Below are 21,183 nucleotides of genomic sequence, written 5' to 3'. Positions count from 1 at the left end.
CCGAGGCGATCGTGCGGTCCTTCTCAATGACCTCACGCACGACCTGGGCCTTGAACTCCTCTGAGTATTTCGCTGCTGGCATGGTCTCCATCCTATCGACTCACGGGAAGAAAAACTCCCCCTGTCCGAGAAACACCACGCACTCCAGTAAGCCGGAAGGCATTGTCTGGGCTTCCGTACTTGGGGGCGTCGTGGTCGAGGGTGATGGTGTCGCCGCCGGGCTCGGGCCAGACGACGCAGACGGTGGTGGTGCCGGTCTTGGGGGTGTACATGAGACGGAGCTCGGTGAGCGACATGTGTACCTCGGCTCCGGCCGTGAGGTAGTCGGCTGGGAAGATGCGCTCCCCTCCGGCCAGCAGCGTCAGACCGTCAGCGGCCCAGTAGCTGGGCATTCCGCGTCTCTCACCGCGGGTGTTGGAGAGGAGCTCTCCTTCGTCATGGAGGTAGCTGGCGAGGTCGGACGTGTCGTCGGTTCCATGAGCACTGACGACCTGAAGCTGACCAAGGAGGTAGCCGCCGGTGCGGGTGACCTGGTCCAGGGTGATGGTGACTGTGCCTTTGCCGGAGTAGTGGTTGAGGGAGATCCCCTCGGCGCCCTTGGCCACGGCGCCCTTCGCCTCGGGCAGAGAACCACTTCCGCTGCTGGGGGTCGCAGCTGGGTCTTTCGTGGCAGTGCCGCCGGTGGGGGTGAGGGTGATCTCGACGCGTCGGTTGGCGGCCCGGGCCTCGTCGGTGGTGTCGTTGACGCGGGGTTCGCTCTCGCCCTTGCCCGACACGCTGGTCTGCCACTTTCCCAGGTCGGCCAGCTGGCTCAATCGGGTCTGGACAGCTGTGGCCCGCCGCTCGGACAGGGCCTGGTTGTAGGCGTCGTCCTGGACGTCGTCGGTGTGGCCCATGATGGTGAGGCTCCCGCCGTCGGGGTACTGGCCCAGCTGGTTGGCGACGGTCTGGAGCTGAGCCTGGGCTCCGGGGGCCAGGTCGGCGGAGTCCGAGGCGAAGGTGACGTCGCTGGCCAGGGTGACGGTGACGTCCTTGCTCCCGGTGTGGGTGCTGGTGGATCCGTCCAGGGCTCGGGTGTAGCGCTCGATCGGTACCGGGGACGCGAATGTGTCGTTCGGTTTCAGCTTGTCCTGGGAGTAGCTGATGACATCATCGAAGGCCTTGTCCACGGCCTTGAAATCGATGCTGGAGGCTTCAGCGGCGTCGCTGTCGACGACGTCGATGGTGGCGAAGCCTGTCTGGGGGACGAAGACGGTGACCTGCTGGGCATCAACGGGTCCGAAGAGTATGTAGCAGCTGGTCGTCTCGCTGGGTTTGAGGGGCATAGCGTTCGCATAGTTGTCCTTGCCGGTCTGCTCCACACCAGTGGTGGCCTCCCACACCCGACCTGTTTTGAGATCAAGGAGGCGCACTCCACCGCCGGCTATGTAGGAGTCCTGATTACTCCCAGATCGCGATAAGTAGTTGTTCACCTCGAAGATATTGTTGTCGCCCTTTCCGGAGCTGTCAGATGTCGTGACGTCCTTCACTGATAAATCGTCCTTGGCTCGAGCCAGCTTCAGTGCCAGGACGGTGGTGTTCTCATCGCGGCGTACCAGCGGCGAGACCTGGATACCCAGGTGGTGGCCCAGGATATGAGCGTCGAGCTGCTGCCAGCCCTGCGGTGGTGGTGATGGTGCTGGTACGGCGGTGCCCGGTGATCTACCCGCCGAGGCCGACGACGAGGCCGAGCCGGTTTTGCGGCTCGATCTCCCCGGGACCTTGCAGCCGGCCAGGACAAACAGTCCCGCTCCGATGAAGAGGGAACTGGAGAGAAATGCTCGACGACGCATTGGTGCGGGTCCTTTCAGCTGTTCTTGACGGGAATGTCGGTGAGGCGGTAGGCGGTGCCTTTGGGGGAGTACTTGCCTTCGGGGTGGTCGAGGGTGATGGTGTCGCCGCCGGGGTCGGGCCAGGTGACGCAGATGGTGGTGATGCCGCCCTTGAGGTGGTCGGAGACACGTAGCTCGGTCAGGGGGATGTGGGCCTCAAGGTCGGCCTCTTGGTAGTCGGCCGGGAAGATGCGCTCGCCACCGGCGATGAGGGTCAGCCCGTCAGTGGCGTAGAAGGTCGGTAGGGCGCTGCCCTCCTCATCGCGCTGGTTGGCCAGCACTGTTTGGGGGTCCCGGAGCAGCGTCTGGAGTGGGGCTCCGGTGGAGCCGGCCTTGACGGTGCAGGTGAGGGTTCCCAGGAGGTAGCCGCCGGTGCGGGTGACGTGGTCGAGGGCGATGGTGACCTCGCCGCTGGTGTCAGTGCCCTTGGAGGTCAGGGTCACGCCCTCGGGGCCCTTGGCGACGGGGCCTTGCGGGTCGGGTACCTTGCCGCCGCTGCCGGGGGAGGCGGTGGCGTTGTTCCTGGGGGTGGTGCCGCCGGTGGGGGTCAGGGTGATCTCAACGCGTCGATTGGCGGCCCGGGCCTCGTCGGTGGTCTCCTTGATCTTGGGCTCACTCTCGCCTTTTCCGGTGACGGATGTCTGCCACTTGTCGAGCCTGGTGATCTGCTCCAGGCGGGTCTTGACGGCGTTGGCGCGCCGCTCGGAGAGGGCCTGGTTGTAGGCGTCGTCCTGGATGTCGTCGGTGTGGCCCACGATGGTCAGGGTCCCGCCGTCGGGGTACTGGGCGAGCTGACCGGACACGGTCTGCAGCTGGGTGTCGGATGCTGGGGTCAGGTCGGCGGAGTCGGAGGCGAAAGTGACGTCTGATGCGAGGGTGACGGTGACATCCTTGCCGCCGGCTTTGGTGCTGGTGGAGTCGTCCAGGGCCCGGGTGTAGCGCTCGATGGCGACGGGTTCGGCAAGCTCGGTGGCGGGGTTGGGGTACTTGTCGAGCTCGGTCTGGGCGGTGTCCAGGTTGATGTTGGCTTTCTTGGTGGCCTCGGCCTCGAGGATCGAGACGGTGGTGAAGCCGGCCATCGGGACGTAGACGGTGACGGTGTCGACCTTGCCGAAGGACAGGTAGGAGGTGACCTTCTCGCCGGGGGTGAGGTCCATGAACCCGCCACCACCGTCGGTGGCGCTCCACACGCGCCCTGAGCCCAGGTCGAGGAGCTTGACCCCGGAGGCGCCGGCGCCGGGACGATAGATGGACGGGGTCCCTAAGTAGCTCGAGAGGTTGAGCTTGTTGTCGTTGTCACTGAAGGCCGTGGCGTTGATGTCGTCGACGGAGGCGTCGTCGGATGCGCGGGTCAGCTCCAGGGCCATGATCGAGGTGGAGTCGTCCTTGCGGATGACGGGGGAGACTCGCACCGCCACCTTGTGACCCATGACGTGGGCATCGAGCTCCTGCCAGTCCGTGCTGTTGGCCTTTTCCCTGCCACTGGCCGAGGCTGATTCACCCGCCGAGGATCTCGACGACGAAGCGGATCCACCCTTGTTCCTAGACACCCCCGGCAGGTCGCACCCCGCCAGCACCGGTAACCCAAGCCCGGCCAAAGCCGATAGGACGATGAAAGAACGACGAGACGGTGTCGTCAAGGAAACACCGCGTGAATCGAAGAATGCCGAGGCCACAGAAACTCCTTCGGGGAACGCTGGAACTATTCAACGATTGAGCGTAATCAAAATGTGATTACCTTACAAGGGCTGCTCCCCGGGGACTCCCCATCGCTCCACGGGGAGTCCCCGGGTGCTTAGCGCTACTATCCATGGGTACCCCTGTCATATCCGTGTACCACACGCTGTCTCCCCGTGTGTGGCTCCCCATTTGATGGTTGAGGGACGCCGCTTAGGGTTTTGGTGATCCTCAGGTCGAGGTGGCCTGAGCAGTAGCAATGGAGGTCCCATCATGATGAGTGTTTCTCAGCGAGTCCTGGCCATTGTCAGCGCCGTCGGCCTGACGGCGACTCTGGCGTCCTGTGAACTGGCAGGTGGCTCGAGCTCGGACAAAGCCGGTGCGTCGACGTCGGCATCTGCGCCGAAATCTGCGCAGGGCGGGGCGAGTGGTAGTAATGGTAGTGGTGAGGCTATCGAATCACATACCACCAGCATTGACGGTGAGGCCGGGACTGTTTCTCTGAACTCTGTCTCCGGGACGGGGATGACGGTGACGGTCATGTTCTCCGTGACGAATAATGACAAGAAAAATGATATGTGGATCTATGACTCATTCTCCGACGGAGATGACTCGGTTCCTCAGCCCAGCGGAAAGGCGAGTCCGGGAGGGAGTACGAACAACGCCGACGGCCTGACGCTTATTGAGCCGTCCTCCTCGAACGTCTACCGTGTCTCCTACGATTCCCAAGGGGGTTGCCTGTGCTCCAGCGACCTCGCGGAATACGTCAAACCCGGTCAGACGATCGCGCTCCAGGCGACCTTCTCCGGTGTTCCGGCAGATGCCAAGAGTGTCACCGTCACCATTCCGAACGGCGGAACCTTCAATAACGTGGCGGTGTCCCGATGAGACAGCGAAGGCTTCGTGCAACCTGGACGACGAATGCGAAGTGCCTCCGTCGGGCTGGGGCGCGGGCGGCGATGGCTGCCGCAGTGAGCGCTGCAGCGTGGTCGGTCTCTGTCGGGGCTGCCGCCCTGCCTATGGCACCACAGGAAGGCCGTCCGGTGGCGGATTCGACTAAGAGCGCTACTCCTAGTCCGACGCCGATCGTCAAGCATCCCGCCAGTGCCGGTCCGGGCAACCCCCGCGTGCTGCAGGCCCTGGACCGTGTTGTCACTCCGGTGTCGCGATCGAGCAGCTCGGACAGCGCGGTCACCTACTCCTCGGACGGTCAGACGACCGTCGCCTCACTGTCCGGTGACGTCACCTTCGACGTTGACTCGGCCACCCTGACCGACCGCGCCAAGCAGGTGCTCGATGAGATCGTCACTCGTTGGAACGGTAAGCCGCCGGCCACGGTCACCGTGGTGGGCCACACCGACTCCGTGGCCGACGACGCCTACAACCAGACGCTCTCCGAGCAGCGGGCCAAGGCGGTGGCGGACTACCTGACCTCCAAGGTGGCGTCCCTGAACGTGCAGTCCTCCGGAAAGGGGGAGAGTGAGCCGGTGGCCTCCGAGACCAACGAGGACGGCAGCGTCAACGAGGCCGGTAAGGCCGCCAACCGCCACGTGGACGTGCGCTGGGGGTGAGGGTGACGACGTCGACCTGGCCCGGCCGGCGGGGTTCAGTCTGGCATGTGAGGGGGCCGGGCGGGCCGGAGCCGGAGTTGGGATCACGCTATATCGCCGCCGGCCAGACCAGGAAGGCGCCGGCGATGAGGTAGGGCCCGTAGGCGATCGAGTCCTTGCGAGTCACTCGTCGGGTGGCGAGGAGGGCGAGGGCGACGATCCCGGCGATGAGGATGCCCGTGATGAATCCGTAGGCGAGCACCCAGGGACTGTGCCAGCCCAGCCACAGCCCGATAACGGCGCAGAGCTTGACATCGCCCATCCCCATTCCGGTACCGATGAGGGCCAGTGCCAGGCTGATCCCGCCGGCCGCCGCCGCCAGCAGCAGGGCCCGCCCGGCGGCGTGAACGGTCTCAGGCCGCCAGATCGCAACGGCTGCTCCGCACATGAGCAGCCAGGTCGTGACCGAGCCCAGAATCCGGTTGGGCAGCAGGTGGGCGACGCTGTCGGTGCTGGCTGCGCAACCCAGAAGCGTGTAGACAGGAAGGGCAACGAGGGTCGATCCGACGGCGCCCGCAGGTACGCCCCACCACGCGGGCCAGCAGCACAGAGCCAGGGCCAGAAGGGCCTGGGGCCTGCTCTCCAGCAGGCCGGGGTGCTTCAGTGCTCGAGGTGCCGGACGTGCCCGCGGATCCTCGCCGTCGGCGTCATTCGAAGGAGTTGTGGGGTCATCGGGTGCGGGGCGCCTGACGTAGCTCCTGGTCCACGTCGATACCGGCCCCGCGACCAGCGCGACGGAGACTGCGGACATCGCTGCCACCATCGCAAGCGGCCAGGGCTGAATCGCTGAGACCGACATCGGAGAGCCTTTCGACGAGCGGGCGGTGAGGCGGTGACGGATGAGGAGCCGAGGCCGCGATGATTGTCCATCATTCTTTCCCCGCAGGTTCCGCGTCGCGGGCACGGATGTGGGCGTGTCCAGCACCACGCCCTCACTGCTCCGCCCTCCCTGGCGCACTCCTGTGCCAAACGGGTAGCCTGGCCGACGGTGCCCGCTGACGGGTCACCGCATCTCCATTCCGTTCCCAGCGACATCGGCTCCGGCTCGGGCCCTCACGGCCTGCCCGGCTCGACATCGTGACGCGGGTCTGCCGCGGCGGGAACCGACGGGCCCCTGACTGCGGGGCTCCGGACGTCGTATCGGGCGTGCCCCGATCCCGGCGGGCCGGCCCTCTCCGCGGTGGCGTGCGCCGTCGAGCCACCGGTGGGGGAGCGGCCCGGCACGCAGGCAGCAGCCAGATACAGACACGTCCCCATGGAGAATGAGTAGTGCCTACCATTCAGCAGCTGGTCCGCAAGGGCCGCTCGACGAAGCGCTCCGCGTCCAAGACGCCGGCGCTCAAGGCCAGTCCGCAGCGCCGTGGCGTGTGCACCCGCGTGTACACCACGACCCCCAAGAAGCCGAACTCCGCCCTTCGTAAGGTCGCCCGTGTGCGCCTGTCCACCGGTATCGAGGTCACGGCCTACATCCCCGGTGAGGGCCACAACCTCCAGGAGCACTCCATCGTGCTCGTGCGCGGTGGTCGTGTGAAGGACCTTCCCGGTGTCCGCTACCACATCGTGCGCGGCGCCCTCGACACCCAGGGTGTCAAGGGCCGTCAGCAGGCACGTTCCAAGTACGGCGCCAAGAAGGAGAAGAAGTAATGCCTCGTAAGGGTCCCGCACCCAAGCGCCCGCTCGTCGTCGACCCCGTCTACGGCTCGCCGGTCGTCACCCAGCTCGTCAACCGCGTCCTGCTGGACGGCAAGAAGTCCACCGCTGAGCGCATCGTCTACGGCGCTCTGGAGGGCGTCCGCTCGAAGACGGACCAGGACCCGGTCTCCGTCCTCAAGCGCGCGCTGGACAACATCCGTCCCGCCCTGGAGGTCCGCTCCCGCCGCGTGGGCGGCGCCACCTACCAGGTGCCCGTCGAGGTCCGCCCCGGCCGCGCCACCACCCTGGCCCTGCGCTGGCTCGTGGACTTCTCCCGCCAGCGCCGCGAGAACACGATGACCGAGCGCCTCATGAACGAGATCCTCGACGCCTCCAACGGCCTGGGCGCCGCGGTCAAGCGCCGCGAGGACATGCACCGCATGGCCGAGTCCAACAAGGCCTTCGCCCACTACCGCTGGTAATGCCGGTAGCAGCTCCGTACCCCACACGAACGAAGGACACCACAAGTGGCACTTGACGTGCTGACAGACCTCACCAAGGTCCGCAACATCGGCATCATGGCCCACATCGATGCCGGTAAGACCACCGTGACAGAGCGCATCCTGTTCTACACGGGCATCAACTACAAGATCGGCGAGACGCACGACGGCGCCTCGACGATGGACTGGATGGAGCAGGAGCAGGAGCGCGGTATCACCATCACCTCCGCGGCCACCACCTGCTTCTGGAAGAACAACCAGATCAACATCATCGACACCCCCGGCCACGTGGACTTCACGGTCGAGGTCGAGCGCTCCCTGCGCGTGCTCGACGGCGCCGTCGCGGTCTTCGACGGCAAGGAGGGTGTGGAGCCGCAGTCCGAGACGGTGTGGCGCCAGGCGGACAAGTACAACGTCCCGCGCATCTGCTACATCAACAAGATGGACAAGCTGGGCGCCGACTTCGACTTCTCCGTCCAGACCATCCGGGACCGCCTCCACGCCACCCCGATCGTCCTCAACTTCCCGATCGGCGCCGAGAACGAGTTCTCCGGCCTCGTCGACGTCCTGGAGATGCGGGCCATCCGCTTCCCCGAGAAGGACGCCGACGGCAAGGACACCCGCGGTTCCGTCGTCGAGTACGAGGAGATCCCCTCCGAGCTCGTCGCCAAGGCCGAGGAGCTGCGCGGCCAGCTGGTCGAGACGGTCGCCGAGGCCGACGATACCCTTATGGAGAAGTACCTCGAGGGTGAGGAGCTCAGCGTCGCCGAGCTCAAGGCCGGCATCCGCAAGCTCACCGTGGCCGGCGAGGCCTTCCCGGTCCTGGCCGGGTCCGCCTTCAAGAACAAGGGCATCCAGCCCGTGCTCGACGCCGTCCTGGACTACCTGCCCTCCCCGCTCGACGTCCCCGATGTCGAGGGCCACGCCGTCGGCAACGAGGAGGAGGTGCTCACCCGCCCGGCCGACGAGAAGGCCCCCTTCTCCGCCCTGGCCTTCAAGGTGGCCACCCACCCCTTCTACGGCAAGCTCGTCTACGTGCGCGTCTACTCCGGCAAGGTCGCTCAGGGCGAGATGGTCCTCAACGCCACCAAGGGCAAGAAGGAGCGCATCGGAAAGCTCTTCCAGATGCACTCCAACAAGGAGAACCCGGTGGAGGAGGCCCACGCCGGCCACATCTACGCCTTCATCGGCCTCAAGGACGTCACCACCGGTGACACCCTGTGCGCCCAGGGTTCCCCGATCGTCCTGGAGTCCATGACCTTCCCGGCCCCGGTCATCCACGTGGCCATCGAGCCCAAGACCAAGGGCGACCAGGAGAAGCTGGGTGTGGCCATCCAGAAGCTCTCCGAGGAGGACCCCACCTTCACCGTCTCCCTCGACGAGGAGACCGGCCAGACCGTCATCGGCGGTATGGGCGAGCTCCACCTGGACGTCTTCGTGGACCGCATGCGCCGCGAGTTCAAGGTCGAGGCCAACGTGGGCGCCCCGCAGGTCGCCTACCGCGAGACCATCCGCAAGAAGGTGGACAAGGTCGAGTACACCCACAAGAAGCAGACGGGTGGCTCCGGCCAGTTCGCCAAGGTGCAGATGAGCTTCGAGCCCCTCGTGGCCGAGGAGGTTGCCGAGACCGCCGACGGCGAGAAGGCGCACTACGAGTTCGCCAACGCCGTCACCGGTGGCCGCGTGCCCCGTGAGTACATCCCCAGCGTGGACGCCGGGGTCCAGGACGCCATGCTCACCGGTGTCCTGGCCGGCTACCCGATGGTGGACATCAAGGCCACCCTCATCGACGGCGCCTACCACGAGGTCGACTCCTCCGAGATGGCCTTCAAGATCGCCGGTTCCATGGCCTTCAAGGAGGGTGCCAAGAAGGCCTCGCCGGTCCTCCTCGAGCCCGTCATGGCCGTCGAGGTCCGTACTCCCGAGGAGTACATGGGCGACGTCATCGGTGACCTCAACTCCCGTCGCGGCATGATCGCCTCGATGGAGGACGCCGTCGGCGTCAAGGTCATCCGCGCCAACGTCCCTCTGTCCGAGATGTTCGGCTACGTCGGCGACCTGCGCTCCAAGACGCAGGGACGTGCCGTCTACTCCATGACCTTCGACTCCTACGCCGAGGTTCCCAAGAACGTCGCCGACGAGATCATCGCCAAGGTCAGGGGCGCCTGACGTCCGCGCACCGGGGTCCGCTGCGGCTGCACGCAATCGTGGCGGACCCCGGCCCGGCGGCGCCCCTGCGCGCCGGCGGGACCCAGTTCAGTAAGATTTCCAACATCCACCAGTAGAGACTCTCGACGCCCGGACGGCTAGCATGTGTGCTAGTCGAATCCCGACGAAGAGAACTACCCGAGTCCCAGGAGGACACCAGTGGCCAAGGCCAAGTTCGAGCGGACCAAGCCGCACGTCAACATCGGAACGATCGGTCACGTCGACCACGGCAAGACGACGCTGACCGCTGCGATCTCCAAGGTTCTGCACGACGAGTACCCCGAGCTGAACCCCTTCACCCCCTTCGACGAGATCGACAAGGCTCCTGAGGAGCGTCAGCGCGGTATCACCATCAACATCGCGCACGTCGAGTACGAGACCGACAAGCGTCACTACGCGCACGTCGACGCCCCCGGTCACGCCGACTACATCAAGAACATGATCACCGGTGCCGCCCAGATGGACGGCGCGATCCTCGTGGTCGCCGCCACCGACGGCCCGATGGCCCAGACCCGCGAGCACGTCCTGCTCGCCCGCCAGGTGGGCGTCCCCGCCCTCCTCGTGGCCCTCAACAAGTCCGACATGGTGGACGACGAGGAGCTCCTCGACCTGGTCGAGATGGAGGTGCGCGAGCTGCTCTCCTCCCAGGACTACGACGGCGACGAGGCTCCCGTCATCCGCGTCTCCGCTCTCAAGGCCCTCGAGGGCGACGCCGAGTGGGCCGGCAAGATCAAGGAGCTCATGGACGCGGTGGACGAGTACATCCCCACCCCCGAGCGTGACATGGACAAGCCCTTCCTCATGCCCATCGAGGACGTCTTCACCATCACCGGTCGCGGCACCGTCGTCACCGGTCGTGTGGAGCGCGGCAAGCTCCCGATCAACTCCGAGGTCGAGATCCTCGGTATCCGTGAGGCCCAGAAGACCACGGTCACCGGTATCGAGATGTTCCACAAGCAGATGGACGAGGCCTGGGCCGGCGAGAACTGCGGTCTGCTCCTGCGTGGCACCCGTCGCGAGGACGTCGAGCGCGGCCAGGTCGTCTGCAAGCCCGGCTCCATCACCCCGCACACCGAGTTCGAGGGCCACGTCTACATCCTCACCAAGGACGAGGGCGGCCGCCACAACCCCTTCTACTCGAACTACCGTCCGCAGTTCTACTTCCGGACCACGGACGTCACCGGTGTCATCACCCTCCCCGAGGGCACCGAGATGGTCATGCCCGGTGACACCACCGAGATGTCCGTCCAGCTCATCCAGCCCATCGCCATGGAGGAGGGCCTCGGCTTCGCCATCCGTGAGGGTGGCCGCACCGTCGGCTCCGGCCGCGTCACCAAGGTCATCAAGTGACCCACTGACGCTCCGCGCCTACGCGTAGCACCAGACCTCCCCGGTCGGAACACTCGTTCCGACCGGGGAGGTCTTTTCGTGTGCCGTTGATGTCGACCACGGTGCCGACCGGAAATGGGAATAGTCATGCAAATGACATCGCCTCCGAAGTTTCGTGATGCGGGCGTAATGAATGGCGTCGCAATGCAGTAACGGACGATTTCAGATCAATTACCGCGCCTGTTTTTCTTCGGTGCGTCGGCTAGTTTATCGGCTGTCCCCAGGTGTATGGACGTAGGCGCATGTCAGCGCGCGATACCAGTGCCGTTCCGTTCTCGCCATCACTGCCGGACTCCTCAGGAGGCGCCGTCGCCGCAACCTCGACTGATCCGCCCGCCGACTCTCGCAAGGAGCGTCGGAGGTGCCGGTGACGCTGTCGGACGAGACGGAACCGTCCACCGGAGAACACACTCCCTATCCGCATTTCTGACACGCGTTCGCATCTCCCCGCGGCGCACAGTGAGAGGAAATCCCGACCCATGAAGCACAACGCCAGCACACTGGGGCGTCGGGCTGCCGCCGCAGCCGGTGTCCTCACCCTGGCCCTCCTCGGCCTGGCCCCCACGGCCCATGCCGAGGACCCGAACTACGGCAACATCAAGGAGGACGCGATTGGCTCCTTGACGATCCACAAGCACCTCAACGGTGATGGTCGACCGATCGGTCGCGCTGACGGTACGAGCAGCGACGAGGCCCCGATCCCTGCGCCGAACCCTCTGACGAGGCCGCAGCGGGCCGAGGGAATCATCGAGTCCGAGCCTTTCCAAGTGACGCCCGTCCTGCAGACAGCCAAGGGCGCCCCCGTCTCCGGCGTGCAGTTCACCGCCTACCCGATCGCCGGGATCAACCTCAAGGAGTCCACCGACTGGGACAAGGTGAGCGCTCTGTCCGCCCCCGATGCCATCCCGGACGCCGCCTGCGCCGATCCTGCCAAGCCCGTGCTGGACGGCTACACCTTCGAGGCGGGAATGACTTCCCCTGACACCAACGGCGATGGCGTGGCCACCATCTCCAACATGCCGGTCAAGGCCTACCTGGTCTGCGAGACCAAGACCCCCGGAGACATCGTTCAGAAGGCCAAGCCCTTCGTTGTGACCATCCCTCACCCCAACGCTCAGGGAGGGAGCTACTGGCTCTACGACGTCCACGTCTACCCCAAGAATGAGAAGATCGAGGTCTCCAAGAGCATCCAGGACCAGAGTGTCAACGGCTACGGCCTTGGCTCCAAGGTCCGCTTCCCGGTCACCTCGACCCTGCCGAAGCTGGATGACACCTCCTACTACAAGTACTTCCAGCTCAAGGACGTCCTGGACACGCGCCTCACCGGCGCAACCGCCACGGACATCACACTTGACGGGGCGACCCTCGACGCCGCTGACTACAAGGTGGCCACCGACGGTCAGACCGTGACGGTGACCTTCACCAAGGAGGGACTGGCCAAGCTCAAGGCGGCCCCGGGCAAGAAGGTCCAGGCTATCTTCGAGGGTACCGTTGCTTCGATCGGTAACGGCGCGATCACCAACACCGCCCAGCTCATCTCCGACACCACCTACGCTGCCACGCCTCCGGAGCCGAGTGACCCCCCGGCCAACCCCAACAACCCGCCGACGACCGACGAGGTGACCTCCAACTGGGGCGACCTCATGGTTCGCAAGGTGGACGGCGACCTCAGTGCGGCCGGTATCGGCCTCAAGGGGGCTGAGTTCCAGATCTTCAAGGCCAAGGACGCCTACGCCGGAACCTGCTCCAAGGAGAAGGAGGGCGACGCGATCGCCGTTGGTGGTAAGACCACCTTCACCACCGACACCGACGGATCCTTCACAATCACAGGCCTCTTCGTCTCCGACTCCGTCGACGGGGCGGAACGCGACAACAAGGTCGGTGCCACGGAGCGCTGCTACGTCCTGGTCGAGACCAAGGCACCGGCTGGCTTCGTCCTGCCTTCGGGTGAGGACGCTATGACCGCCGTCAAGATCCAGGCCGGTTCCGTTCTGTCGGACAACGTCACCATCGACAACTTCAAGCAGAGGGTTCCCGGTCTGCCCCTGACCGGTGCCAACGGCATGCTCATCCTGACCGCCTCCGGTGCGGCCCTGCTGATGATCGCCGTCGGCTCCGTGCTCGTGGCCCGTTACCGCGAGCGCAAGCGGACCGCGGAGCTCGCCGTCTGATGACGACCGCCGTCGGCCGGGGCTCGTGGACCCCGGCCGACGGACACCGCCGAGAAGGCCTGTCCTCACGAACGTCCTCATCAGGCTGTGACCGTGACTGCGACCATGAGGCCATGAGCTGAACGGCAGCGCTGCGGGCGCCCGACCAACCGCGGTTCGTCGGGCGCCCGCGCCATCAGTGCGATCTCGCACCATTTGATCCCGGACAACGACCCTGGAAGCGCACGAGGCCCCATGATCTCCCGCACCGCACGCAAGCCCCGCACCGCCCGGCCCCCGCGCTCGCGCGCCTCGAGCGTCCAGAAGCACCGTCGCCCCCGCGCCTGGCGCCTGTCGGTCTCAGCCCTCATCACCTCGATCATGGCGGTCATCGGCATGGGGCTCCTGACCTACCCGACGGCGGCCTCCTGGATCTCCCAGTACAACCAGTCGAAGGTGACTGCCGACTACGCCGCCCAGGTCGACGACGCCCGACCCGACGCCAGGACCCAGATCGCCCAGGCGCACGCCTACAACGAGGCGCTCTCCGCCGGCGCGGTCCTGGAGGCCAACAACCATGTTCCCACCGGCGCCGGTTCCAGCTCCGACACCTCACTGAGCTACGCCTCCATCCTCAAGGCCAATGATGAGGGGCTCATGGCGCGCCTCAAGATCCCCTCCATCTCCCTGGACCTGCCCGTCTACCACGGCACCGCCGACGACACCCTGCTCAAGGGACTCGGCCACCTGGAGGGCACCTCGCTGCCGGTCGGGGGAGAGGGCACGCGCTCGGTCATCACCGGGCACCGCGGCCTGGCCGAGGCCACCATGTTCACCCACCTGGACAGGGTGAAGAACGGTGACAGCCTCATCATCGAGGTCTTCGGCGAGGTCCTCACCTACCGGGTCACCAGCACCAAGGTCGTCGAGCCCGAGGAGACCGAGGCCCTGCGCGTCGAGGCCGGCAAGGACCTGCTCACCCTGGTGACCTGCACGCCGCTGGGCATCAACACCCACCGCATCCTGCTGACCGGCGAGCGCATCTACCCCACCCCGGCCGCCGACGTCGCCGCAGCCGGCAAACGGCCCGAGGTTCCCACCTTCCCCTGGTGGATCGTCGCGCTGGTGGGCGGCCTCGTCGTCGTCGGCCTCTACCTGTGGCGCTCGGGCTACGCGGCCGCTCGGACCAAGGAGCGCGCCCTGGCCCTCAAGCGCGGTGAGGAGCAGGAGCCGCGGCCCCAGACCTGGGAGGAGCAGATGCGCAACTGGATGGACGACGACGCCGGCGTCGAGCCCCGGCGCTGGTTCACCGACCTGCCGGTCCCACCACAGGTCTCCGAGGCGGAGAATCTGAGGCTTCTGGAGGAGATCGCATCCCTGTCGGAGCCTCCAGGCAGATCAGATGATCAGGAGCTCATCGACACCACCGAGATCCCGGCACTGACCGCGACACGCCCGAGCGCGGGTGCCAGTGGGCGGACTCACAGCCTCTAGGCGCCATCTCGGGTTCCGCTGCCCGTGCGGGCCCTGATAGCGTAATCCGGCCGGCCAAGGCATGCGTTCGCATGCTCCTGGCTGTGCCGCCCCGGGGTCACCCGGGATCCATTCTGACGGACCCGTTCCTCCTGAACGGGTTTCCGTGTGTCCAGACCGGTTCGCCGCCCTCCTCCCGGGGAGCAGCGTGTGTCGCCCAGCGACACGCCCGAGCGCGTGGACCGGCCAGAAGCAAGTACAAGAGAGGTTAGGCGCCATGGCGGGACAGAAGATCCGCATCCGGCTCAAGTCCTACGACCACGAGGTCATCGACTCCTCGGCGCGCAAGATCGTCGACGTCGTGACCCGCGCTGGTGCGACGGTCGTGGGCCCGGTGCCGCTGCCGACCGAGAAGAACGTGTTCTGCGTGATCCGGTCGCCGCACAAGTACAAGGACAGCCGCGAGCACTTCGAGATGCGCACGCACAAGCGGCTGATCGACATCGTCGACCCGACGCCCAAGGCCGTCGACTCGCTCATGCGTCTCGACCTGCCCGCTGACGTCAACATCGAGATCAAGCTCTGAGGACTGCCATGACAACGCTTAACACGCCGGCTGCCGCCGCGCCTGCCAAGGCGCTGCTCGGCACCAAGCTCGGCATGACGCAGATCTGGGACGAGAACGGGGTCCTGCGCCCCGTGACCGTCGTCCGGGTCGACACCAACGTCGTGACCCAGGTCCGCACCATCGAGACCGATGGCTACGAGGCCGTTCAGCTCGCCTTCGGCGACATCGACGCCAAGAAGGTCACCAAGCCGCTCGCCGGTCACTTCGCCAAGGTCGGGGTCGAGCCCCGCCGCCACGTGGCCGAGGTGCGCACCTCCCTGGCATCGGAGTTCACCCCCGGCCAGGAGCTGGCCGCCGACACCTTCGAGGTCGGCCAGCTGGTCGACGTCACCGGGACCTCCAAGGGCAAGGGGTTCGCCGGTGTCATGAAGCGCCACGGCTTCGCCGGTGTGGGCGCCTCCCACGGTGCTCACCGCAACCACCGCAAGCCCGGCTCCATCGGTGCCTGCGCCACCCCCGGCCGCATCTTCAAGGGCCTGCGCATGGCCGGCCGCATGGGCCACGCGCGCCGCACCGTCCAGAACCTCAAGATCCGCGGCGTCGACGTTGACAAGGGCGTTCTGCTCGTCAACGGCGCGATCCCCGGCCCCAAGGGCTCGGTCGTCGTCGTCCGCACCGCCGTGAAGGGAGCCTGAGACCATGACTGAGGCACTCACCGTCGACGTCGTCGACTCCGCGGGCAAGAAGACCGGCAGCGTCGAGCTGCCCGCCGAGGTCTTCGACGCCCCCCTCAACATCCCGCTCATGCACCAGGTGGTCGTCGGCCAGCTGGCCGCGGCCCGTCAGGGTACCCACGCCACCAAGACCCGCGGCGACGTCCGCGGCGGTGGCCGCAAGCCCTACCGCCAGAAGGGCACTGGCCGCGCCCGCCAGGGCTCGACCCGCGCTCCGCAGTTCGTCGGCGGCGGTACCGTCCACGGTCCCCAGCCGCGCGACTACAGCCAGCGGACCCCCAAGAAGATGAAGGCCGCCGCCCTGCGCAGCGCCCTGTCCGACCGCGCCCGCAACGGCCGCGTCCACGTCATCACCGAGTTCGTCACCACCACGGTGCCCTCCACCAAGAACGCCCTGGTCGCGCTGCGCAACCTCACCGACCGCAAGGCCCTGGTGATCGTGGACCGTCAGGACGACCTGTCCAGGCTCAGCCTGCGCAACGCCCCCGAGGCGCACGTCCTGTGGGCCGACCAGCTCAACACCTACGACGTCCTCAAGTCCGACGACGTCGTCTTCACGGCCTCTGGCCTGGATGCGTTCCTGGGCAAGGGTGAGGAGGAGTCCAAGTGAGCCTCGAGAAGTCCAAGAACCCCCGCGACGTCATCATCGCGCCGGTGGTCTCCGAGAAGTCCTACGCCTGCATGGACCGTGGCCAGTACACGTTCATCGTGGCGCCAGGATCCAACAAGACCGAGATCAAGCAGGCCGTCGAGGCCATCTTCAACGTCAGGGTCTCCTCGGTGAACACCATCAACCGCAAGGGCAAGACGCACCGCACCCGCACCGGGATCGGCAAGTCCAAGGACACCCGCCGTGCGATCGTCACCCTGCGCGAGGGGACCATCGACATCTTCGGTGATGTGGCCTAGTGCGCCACGGAAGGTAAAGGACCGATATGGGAATCCGTAAGTACAAGCCCACGACCCCGGGTCGTCGCGGCGCCTCCGTGGCCGACTTCGTGGAGATCACGCGCAGCACGCCCGAGAAGTCGCTGGTGCGCCCGCTGAGCAAGTCCGGTGGACGCAACTCCTCCGGCCGCATCACCACCCGCCACAAGGGCGGTGGCCACAAGCGCGCCTACCGTCTCATCGACTTCCGTCGCCACGACAAGGACGGCGTGCCCGCCAAGGTCGCTCACATCGAGTACGACCCCAACCGCACCGCGCGCATCGCCCTGCTGCACTACGTGGACGGCGAGAAGCGCTACATCATCGCCCCGAACAAGCTCCGTCAGGGCGACGTCGTCGAGGCCGGCCCCAACGCCGACATCAAGCCCGGCAACAACCTCCAGCTGCGTCACATCCCCACCGGTACGGTCGTCCACGCGGTCGAGCTGCGTCCCGGTGGCGGAGCCAAGATCGCCCGCAGCGCCGGCACCTCCGTCCAGCTGGTCGCCAAGGAGGGCAAGTACGCGCAGCTGCGCATGCCCTCCGGGGAGATCCGCAACGTGGAGGCCGCCTGCCGCGCCACCATCGGCGAGGTCGGCAACGCCGAGCAGTCCAACATCAACTGGGGCAAGGCCGGCCGCATGCGCTGGAAGGGCGTGCGCCCGACCGTCCGCGGTGTCGTCATGAACCCGGTGGACCACCCGCACGGTGGTGGTGAGGGCAAGACCTCCGGTGGTCGTCACCCCGTCTCGCCGTGGGGCAAGCCCGAGGGCCGCACCCGTCGTCCCAACAAGTCCAGCGACCGCCTCATCGTGCGTCGTCGTCGGACCGGCAAGAAGCGCTGATAGGAGCCTGAATCATGCCGCGTAGTCTGAAGAAGGGTCCCTTCGTCGACGACCACCTCATCAAGAAGGTGGACGCTCAGAACGAGAAGGGCACCAAGAACGTCATTAAGACCTGGTCCCGCCGTTCGGTCATCACGCCGGACTTCCTGGGGCACACCTTCGCCGTCCACGACGGTCGCAAGCACGTGCCGGTCTTCGTTACCGAGTCCATGGTGGGCCACAAGCTCGGTGAGTTCGCTCCGACCCGCACCTTCCGCGGGCACGTCAAGGACGACCGCAAGTCGCGTCGCTGACGGACGTCGGAAAGTTTGAGAGGCAGAGAACATGGAAGCCAAGGCGCAGGCCAAGTACGTGCGCTGCACGCCGATGAAGGCGCGTCGGGTCGTGGACGTCGTCCGCGGCAAGCGCGCCGTCGAGGCCGTCAACGTGCTCCGATTCGCCCCGCAGGCCGCTGCGGTGCCGGTGCGCAAGGTCCTCGAGTCCGCAATCGCCAACGCCCGGTTCAAGGCTGAGCGTGACGGTGAGCGTTTCGACGAGAACGACCTGTTCATCATCGAGGCGTTCGCCGACGAGGGTCCCACCCTGAAGCGGTTCCGTCCCCGGGCACAGGGCCGGGCCAGCAGGATCCTCAAGCGCACCAGCCACATCACCGTCATCGTCGGGGACAAGTCCGACGCCGCAACGAAGGAAGGAGCCCGGTAATGGGGCAGAAGGTCAACCCGACCGGGTTCCGCCTGGGCATCACCACGGACCACCGCTCGCGCTGGTTCGCCGACTCCACCAAGCCCGGTCAGCGCTACCGCGACTTCGTGGAGGAGGATGTCAAGATCCGCCGCCTCATGGAGGACGGCATGGAGCGGGCCGGTATCTCCAAGGTCGACATCGAGCGCACCCGTGACCGCGTGCGCGTCGACCTGCACACCGCCCGTCCCGGCATCGTCATCGGTCGGCGCGGGGCCGAGGCCGAGCGCCTGCGCGGTCAGCTCGAGAAGCTGACCGGCAAGCAGGTCCAGCTCAACATCCTCGAGGTCAAGAGCCCCGACCTGGACGCCCAGCTGGTCGCCCAGGGCATCGCCGAGCAGCTCGCCTCCCGCGTGTCCTTCCGTCGCGCGATGCGCAAGGGCATGCAGTCCGCGATGCGCGCCGGTGCCAAGGGCATCCGGGTGCAGTGCTCCGGCCGCCTGGGCGGCGCCGAGATGAGCCGCAGCGAGTTCTACCGCGAGGGGCGCGTGCCGCTGCACACCCTGCGCGCGAACATCGACTACGGCTTCTACGAGGCCAAGACCACCTTCGGCCGCCTCGGCGTCAAGGTGTGGATCTACAAGGGCGACATCACCGAGCGTGAGTTCGCCCGCCAGCAGGCCGAGTCCGGCTCCCGTGGCCGGGGCCGGGGCGAGCGCCGCGGCGGCCGTCGTGGCGACCGCGGTGAGCGCGGTTCGCGTCAGAACACCGAGCAGCAGCAGGCCGCCGAGCAGACGCCGGCCGCCGAGACCGCTGCCGCAGACCAGGGAACGGAGGCCTGAGCCGTGCTCATTCCCCGCCGGACCAAGTTCCGCAAGCAGCACCGCCCGCACCGCACGGGCCTTTCCAAGGGCGGCAACCAGATCGCCTTCGGTGAGTACGGCATCCAGGCTCTCGAGCCCGCCTACATCACCAACCGCCAGATCGAGGCGGCCCGTATCGCCATGACCCGCCACATCAAGCGTGGCGGCAAGGTGTGGATCAACATCTTCCCGGACCGCCCCCTGACCAAGAAGCCCGCCGAGACCCGTATGGGTTCCGGTAAGGGTGCACCCGAGTGGTGGATCGCCAACGTCAAGCCCGGACGCATCCTGTTCGAGCTCGGCGGTGTCGACGAGGCCCTCGCCCGCGAGGCCATGCGCCGCGCACAGCACAAGCTTCCGATGAAGACCCGTTTCGTGACTCGTGAGGGTGGTGACGTCTGATGGCAATCGGTTCCAAGGGCCTGACCCCCGCCGACCTCGACGGCATGGACAACGAGCGCCTCGCCGAGGAGCTCTCCAAGGCCAAGGCCGAGCTGTTCAACCTCCGGTTCGCCTCGGCGACCGGCCAGCTCGAGGACCACGGACGTCTCAAGGCTGTGCGTCGCGACATCGCCCGTATCTACACGATCGTGCGCGAGCGTGAGCTCGGTATTCGCACCGCCCCGAGCACGGAGGAGTCCAAGTGAGCGAGCAGACCAGCACTGAGAACGTCGAGCAGGCCACCGAGCGCCCCCAGCGCAAGGTGCGTCGCGGCTACGTCGTCTCCGACAAGATGGACAAGACGGTGGTCGTCCTCGTCGAGGAGCGCTACAAGCACTCCCTGTACGGCAAGGTTCTCCGTCGCTCCAAGAAGGTCAAGGTCCACGACGAGAACAACGAGGCCGGCGTCGGCGATCTCGTCTCCATCATGGAGACCCGCCCGCTGAGCGCCACCAAGCACTTCCGCCTCCTGGAGATCCTCGAGCGCGCCAAGTGACCCTCGGCTGAACGCCGGCTCGACGACGTCGAAACGGCCCCCGACGCCGCAGCATCCCACCCGGGAGGCTGCGGCGTCGTCGTGCTCCCGGGGCTCGATGAATGAGCCGGGAGACCGGGAAAAGCCGGTGAGCAAAGGCACAGGGCGGGGTGGTGGTCTCAGGTACCGCTTGATGCGGCGGCTGGACTAGGCTAATGGAGTTGCGCGCGCCCTCGGTGCGCCCGGCAGAGACCTCGTGCATTCTGCGCCTGTGTCTGCCGGGAGAGCGTACCGCGGACATCCCCCATCCCTGGGTCGGCCTCGTGCGGCCTGCGGCCGGGGGAGACGTGCGCAAGACCAGAAGAACGTTCGGCCAGGCTCGGGAGCTTCCTGAGAACCGGCTCGACGACAGGAGAACACTCAATGATCCAGCAGGAGTCGCGACTGAAGGTCGCCGACAACACCGGTGCCAAGGAGATCCTTTGCATCCGTGTTCTCGGTGGATCGGGTCGGCGCTATGCGGGTATCGGCGACACGATCGTCGCCACCGTCAAGGACGCCATTCCCGGCGGCAACGTGAAGAAGGGCGAGGTCGTCAAGGCCGTCGTCGTGCGTGCCCGCAAGGAGCGTCGTCGTCCCGACGGCTCATACATCCGCTTCGACGAGAACGCCGCCGTCATCCTCAAGAACGACGGAGAGCCGCGCGGTACGCGCATCTTCGGCCCCGTCGGCCGTGAGCTTCGCGAGAAGAAGTTCATGCGCATCGTCTCGCTCGCCCCGGAGGTGATCTGAACATGGCACGCATCAAGAAGGGCGACCAGGTCATCGTCATCGCCGGTAAGGACAAGGGCAAGACCGGCCGCGTCCTGGAGGTCCTCAAGGGCACTGACCGTGTCATCGTCGAGGGCGTCCAGCGCGTTACCAAGCACACCAAGGTGGGGCAGTCCCAGCAGGGCGCCCGCACCGGCGGCATCGAGACCGTTGAGGCGCCCATCCACGCCTCCAACGTCATGCTCGTCGACCCCAAGACCAAGAAGCGCACCCGCGTGGGCTTCCGCGTCGAGGAGGGCGTGCGTCCCAACGGCCGCAAGCGCACCGTCCGCGTGCGCTACGCCAAGAAGAGCGGGGAGGACCTGTGA

The 21,183-nt window shown here is 66.5% G+C and carries 25 protein-coding genes; 22 read left to right on the top strand and 3 right to left on the bottom strand.

Annotation, left to right across the window (positions count from 1 at the left end; translation table 11 throughout):
- Positions 1-92: 92 nt before the first annotated feature.
- Together HCR68_RS08685 and HCR68_RS08680 are read right to left on the bottom strand one after the other, a co-directional pair.
- The gene (locus HCR68_RS08685; RefSeq protein WP_167148612.1) at positions 93-1,832 is read right to left on the bottom strand and encodes an OmpA family protein; all 1,740 of its coding nucleotides are present in this window, start codon (positions 1,830-1,832) and stop codon (positions 93-95) included.
- Positions 1,833-1,846: 14 nt separating this feature from the next.
- A complete protein-coding gene (locus HCR68_RS08680; protein WP_243859020.1) occupies positions 1,847-3,301 on the bottom strand; it encodes an OmpA family protein in 1,455 nt (484 codons plus the stop codon).
- On the opposite strand from HCR68_RS08680, the gene HCR68_RS14255 reads away from it, so the two are divergent.
- The 3 genes from HCR68_RS14255 to HCR68_RS08670 all read left to right on the top strand — a co-directional run bounded on the left by HCR68_RS14255 (position 3,300) and on the right by HCR68_RS08670 (position 5,119).
- Positions 3,300-3,605, top strand: a complete 306-nt coding sequence (locus HCR68_RS14255; RefSeq protein ID WP_243859019.1) for a hypothetical protein — start codon at positions 3,300-3,302, stop codon at positions 3,603-3,605. The genes HCR68_RS08680 and HCR68_RS14255 overlap by 2 nt on opposite strands.
- A 219-nt stretch (positions 3,606-3,824) precedes the next feature.
- On the top strand, positions 3,825-4,436 hold the full coding sequence (locus tag HCR68_RS14250) for a hypothetical protein (protein WP_243859018.1): 612 nt from the start codon (positions 3,825-3,827) through the stop codon (positions 4,434-4,436).
- A 155-nt stretch (positions 4,437-4,591) separates the two neighbouring features.
- Positions 4,592-5,119 carry an OmpA family protein gene (locus HCR68_RS08670; protein ID WP_347878320.1) on the top strand — a complete coding sequence of 176 codons (528 nt, stop codon included), beginning with the start codon at positions 4,592-4,594 and terminating at the stop codon, positions 5,117-5,119.
- An 88-nt stretch (positions 5,120-5,207) separates the two neighbouring features.
- Here the strand turns inward: HCR68_RS08670 and HCR68_RS08665 are convergent, their stop codons facing one another.
- Positions 5,208-5,909, bottom strand: coding sequence for an A24 family peptidase (locus tag HCR68_RS08665; protein WP_243859017.1), 702 nt, complete (start codon positions 5,907-5,909; stop codon positions 5,208-5,210).
- A 518-nt stretch (positions 5,910-6,427) separates the two neighbouring features.
- Between HCR68_RS08665 and rpsL the strand changes: the two genes are divergently transcribed.
- From rpsL to rplX, 19 genes are all read left to right on the top strand, one after another.
- The gene (gene rpsL, locus HCR68_RS08660; protein ID WP_003786082.1) at positions 6,428-6,802 is read left to right on the top strand and encodes a 30S ribosomal protein S12; all 375 of its coding nucleotides are present in this window, start codon (positions 6,428-6,430) and stop codon (positions 6,800-6,802) included.
- Entirely contained in the window at positions 6,802-7,272 is a 471-nt protein-coding gene (gene rpsG / locus HCR68_RS08655) for a 30S ribosomal protein S7 (protein ID WP_003786052.1), read from the top strand. Before rpsL ends, rpsG begins: the two co-directional genes overlap by 1 nt.
- Before the next feature lie 45 nt (positions 7,273-7,317).
- Positions 7,318-9,459 (top strand): elongation factor G, encoded by a 2,142-nt coding sequence (gene fusA, locus HCR68_RS08650; protein WP_167148606.1) that lies wholly within the window; start codon positions 7,318-7,320, stop codon positions 9,457-9,459.
- Positions 9,460-9,657: 198 nt separating this feature from the next.
- Positions 9,658-10,848 carry an elongation factor Tu gene (gene tuf, locus HCR68_RS08645; protein ID WP_167148604.1) on the top strand — a complete coding sequence of 397 codons (1,191 nt, stop codon included), beginning with the start codon at positions 9,658-9,660 and terminating at the stop codon, positions 10,846-10,848.
- A 518-nt stretch (positions 10,849-11,366) separates the two neighbouring features.
- Positions 11,367-13,058, top strand: coding sequence for a SpaH/EbpB family LPXTG-anchored major pilin (locus tag HCR68_RS08640; RefSeq protein ID WP_167148602.1), 1,692 nt, complete (start codon positions 11,367-11,369; stop codon positions 13,056-13,058).
- A gap of 234 nt (positions 13,059-13,292) precedes the next feature.
- Entirely contained in the window at positions 13,293-14,531 is a 1,239-nt protein-coding gene (locus HCR68_RS08635; protein ID WP_167148600.1) for a class C sortase, read from the top strand.
- 256 nt (positions 14,532-14,787) lie between these two features.
- Positions 14,788-15,096 carry a 30S ribosomal protein S10 gene (gene rpsJ, locus HCR68_RS08630; protein WP_003786051.1) on the top strand — a complete coding sequence of 103 codons (309 nt, stop codon included), beginning with the start codon at positions 14,788-14,790 and terminating at the stop codon, positions 15,094-15,096.
- An 8-nt stretch (positions 15,097-15,104) separates the two neighbouring features.
- Positions 15,105-15,773: a 50S ribosomal protein L3 gene (rplC, locus tag HCR68_RS08625; RefSeq protein WP_167148598.1), complete on the top strand. Its 669-nt coding sequence runs from the start codon at positions 15,105-15,107 to the stop codon at positions 15,771-15,773.
- Positions 15,774-15,777: 4 nt separating this feature from the next.
- The gene (gene rplD, locus HCR68_RS08620; RefSeq protein WP_003789296.1) at positions 15,778-16,422 is read left to right on the top strand and encodes a 50S ribosomal protein L4; all 645 of its coding nucleotides are present in this window, start codon (positions 15,778-15,780) and stop codon (positions 16,420-16,422) included.
- Positions 16,419-16,721, top strand: a complete 303-nt coding sequence (rplW, locus tag HCR68_RS08615; protein ID WP_167148596.1) for a 50S ribosomal protein L23 — start codon at positions 16,419-16,421, stop codon at positions 16,719-16,721. The genes rplD and rplW overlap by 4 nt, the downstream gene beginning before the upstream one ends.
- 26 nt (positions 16,722-16,747) lie before the next feature.
- Entirely contained in the window at positions 16,748-17,584 is an 837-nt protein-coding gene (gene rplB, locus HCR68_RS08610; RefSeq protein ID WP_167148594.1) for a 50S ribosomal protein L2, read from the top strand.
- A 14-nt stretch (positions 17,585-17,598) separates the two neighbouring features.
- Positions 17,599-17,877 (top strand): 30S ribosomal protein S19, encoded by a 279-nt coding sequence (gene rpsS / locus HCR68_RS08605; protein WP_009397490.1) that lies wholly within the window; start codon positions 17,599-17,601, stop codon positions 17,875-17,877.
- A 31-nt stretch (positions 17,878-17,908) separates the two neighbouring features.
- A complete protein-coding gene (gene rplV, locus HCR68_RS08600; RefSeq protein WP_003789298.1) occupies positions 17,909-18,286 on the top strand; it encodes a 50S ribosomal protein L22 in 378 nt (125 codons plus the stop codon).
- Positions 18,286-19,107, top strand: coding sequence for a 30S ribosomal protein S3 (rpsC, locus tag HCR68_RS08595; RefSeq protein WP_003789299.1), 822 nt, complete (start codon positions 18,286-18,288; stop codon positions 19,105-19,107). The genes rplV and rpsC overlap by 1 nt, the downstream gene beginning before the upstream one ends.
- Positions 19,108-19,110: 3 nt before the next feature.
- Positions 19,111-19,530, top strand: a complete 420-nt coding sequence (gene rplP, locus HCR68_RS08590; protein ID WP_003781881.1) for a 50S ribosomal protein L16 — start codon at positions 19,111-19,113, stop codon at positions 19,528-19,530.
- On the top strand, positions 19,530-19,775 hold the full coding sequence (rpmC, locus tag HCR68_RS08585; protein ID WP_009233261.1) for a 50S ribosomal protein L29: 246 nt from the start codon (positions 19,530-19,532) through the stop codon (positions 19,773-19,775). The genes rplP and rpmC overlap by 1 nt, the downstream gene beginning before the upstream one ends.
- Positions 19,772-20,065, top strand: a complete 294-nt coding sequence (gene rpsQ, locus HCR68_RS08580) for a 30S ribosomal protein S17 (RefSeq protein ID WP_101586518.1) — start codon at positions 19,772-19,774, stop codon at positions 20,063-20,065. The genes rpmC and rpsQ overlap by 4 nt, the downstream gene beginning before the upstream one ends.
- Positions 20,066-20,467: 402 nt before the next feature.
- Entirely contained in the window at positions 20,468-20,836 is a 369-nt protein-coding gene (gene rplN, locus HCR68_RS08575) for a 50S ribosomal protein L14 (protein ID WP_003781898.1), read from the top strand.
- A 2-nt stretch (positions 20,837-20,838) separates the two neighbouring features.
- Positions 20,839-21,183 (top strand): 50S ribosomal protein L24, encoded by a 345-nt coding sequence (gene rplX / locus HCR68_RS08570; protein ID WP_167148592.1) that lies wholly within the window; start codon positions 20,839-20,841, stop codon positions 21,181-21,183.

Source organism: Actinomyces sp. ZJ308, from assembly GCF_011752065.1.
Classification (GTDB): domain Bacteria; phylum Actinomycetota; class Actinomycetes; order Actinomycetales; family Actinomycetaceae; genus Actinomyces.
Note: the sequence above shows the minus strand (reverse complement) of the source record. Positions and strands in the feature narration are given on the sequence as shown.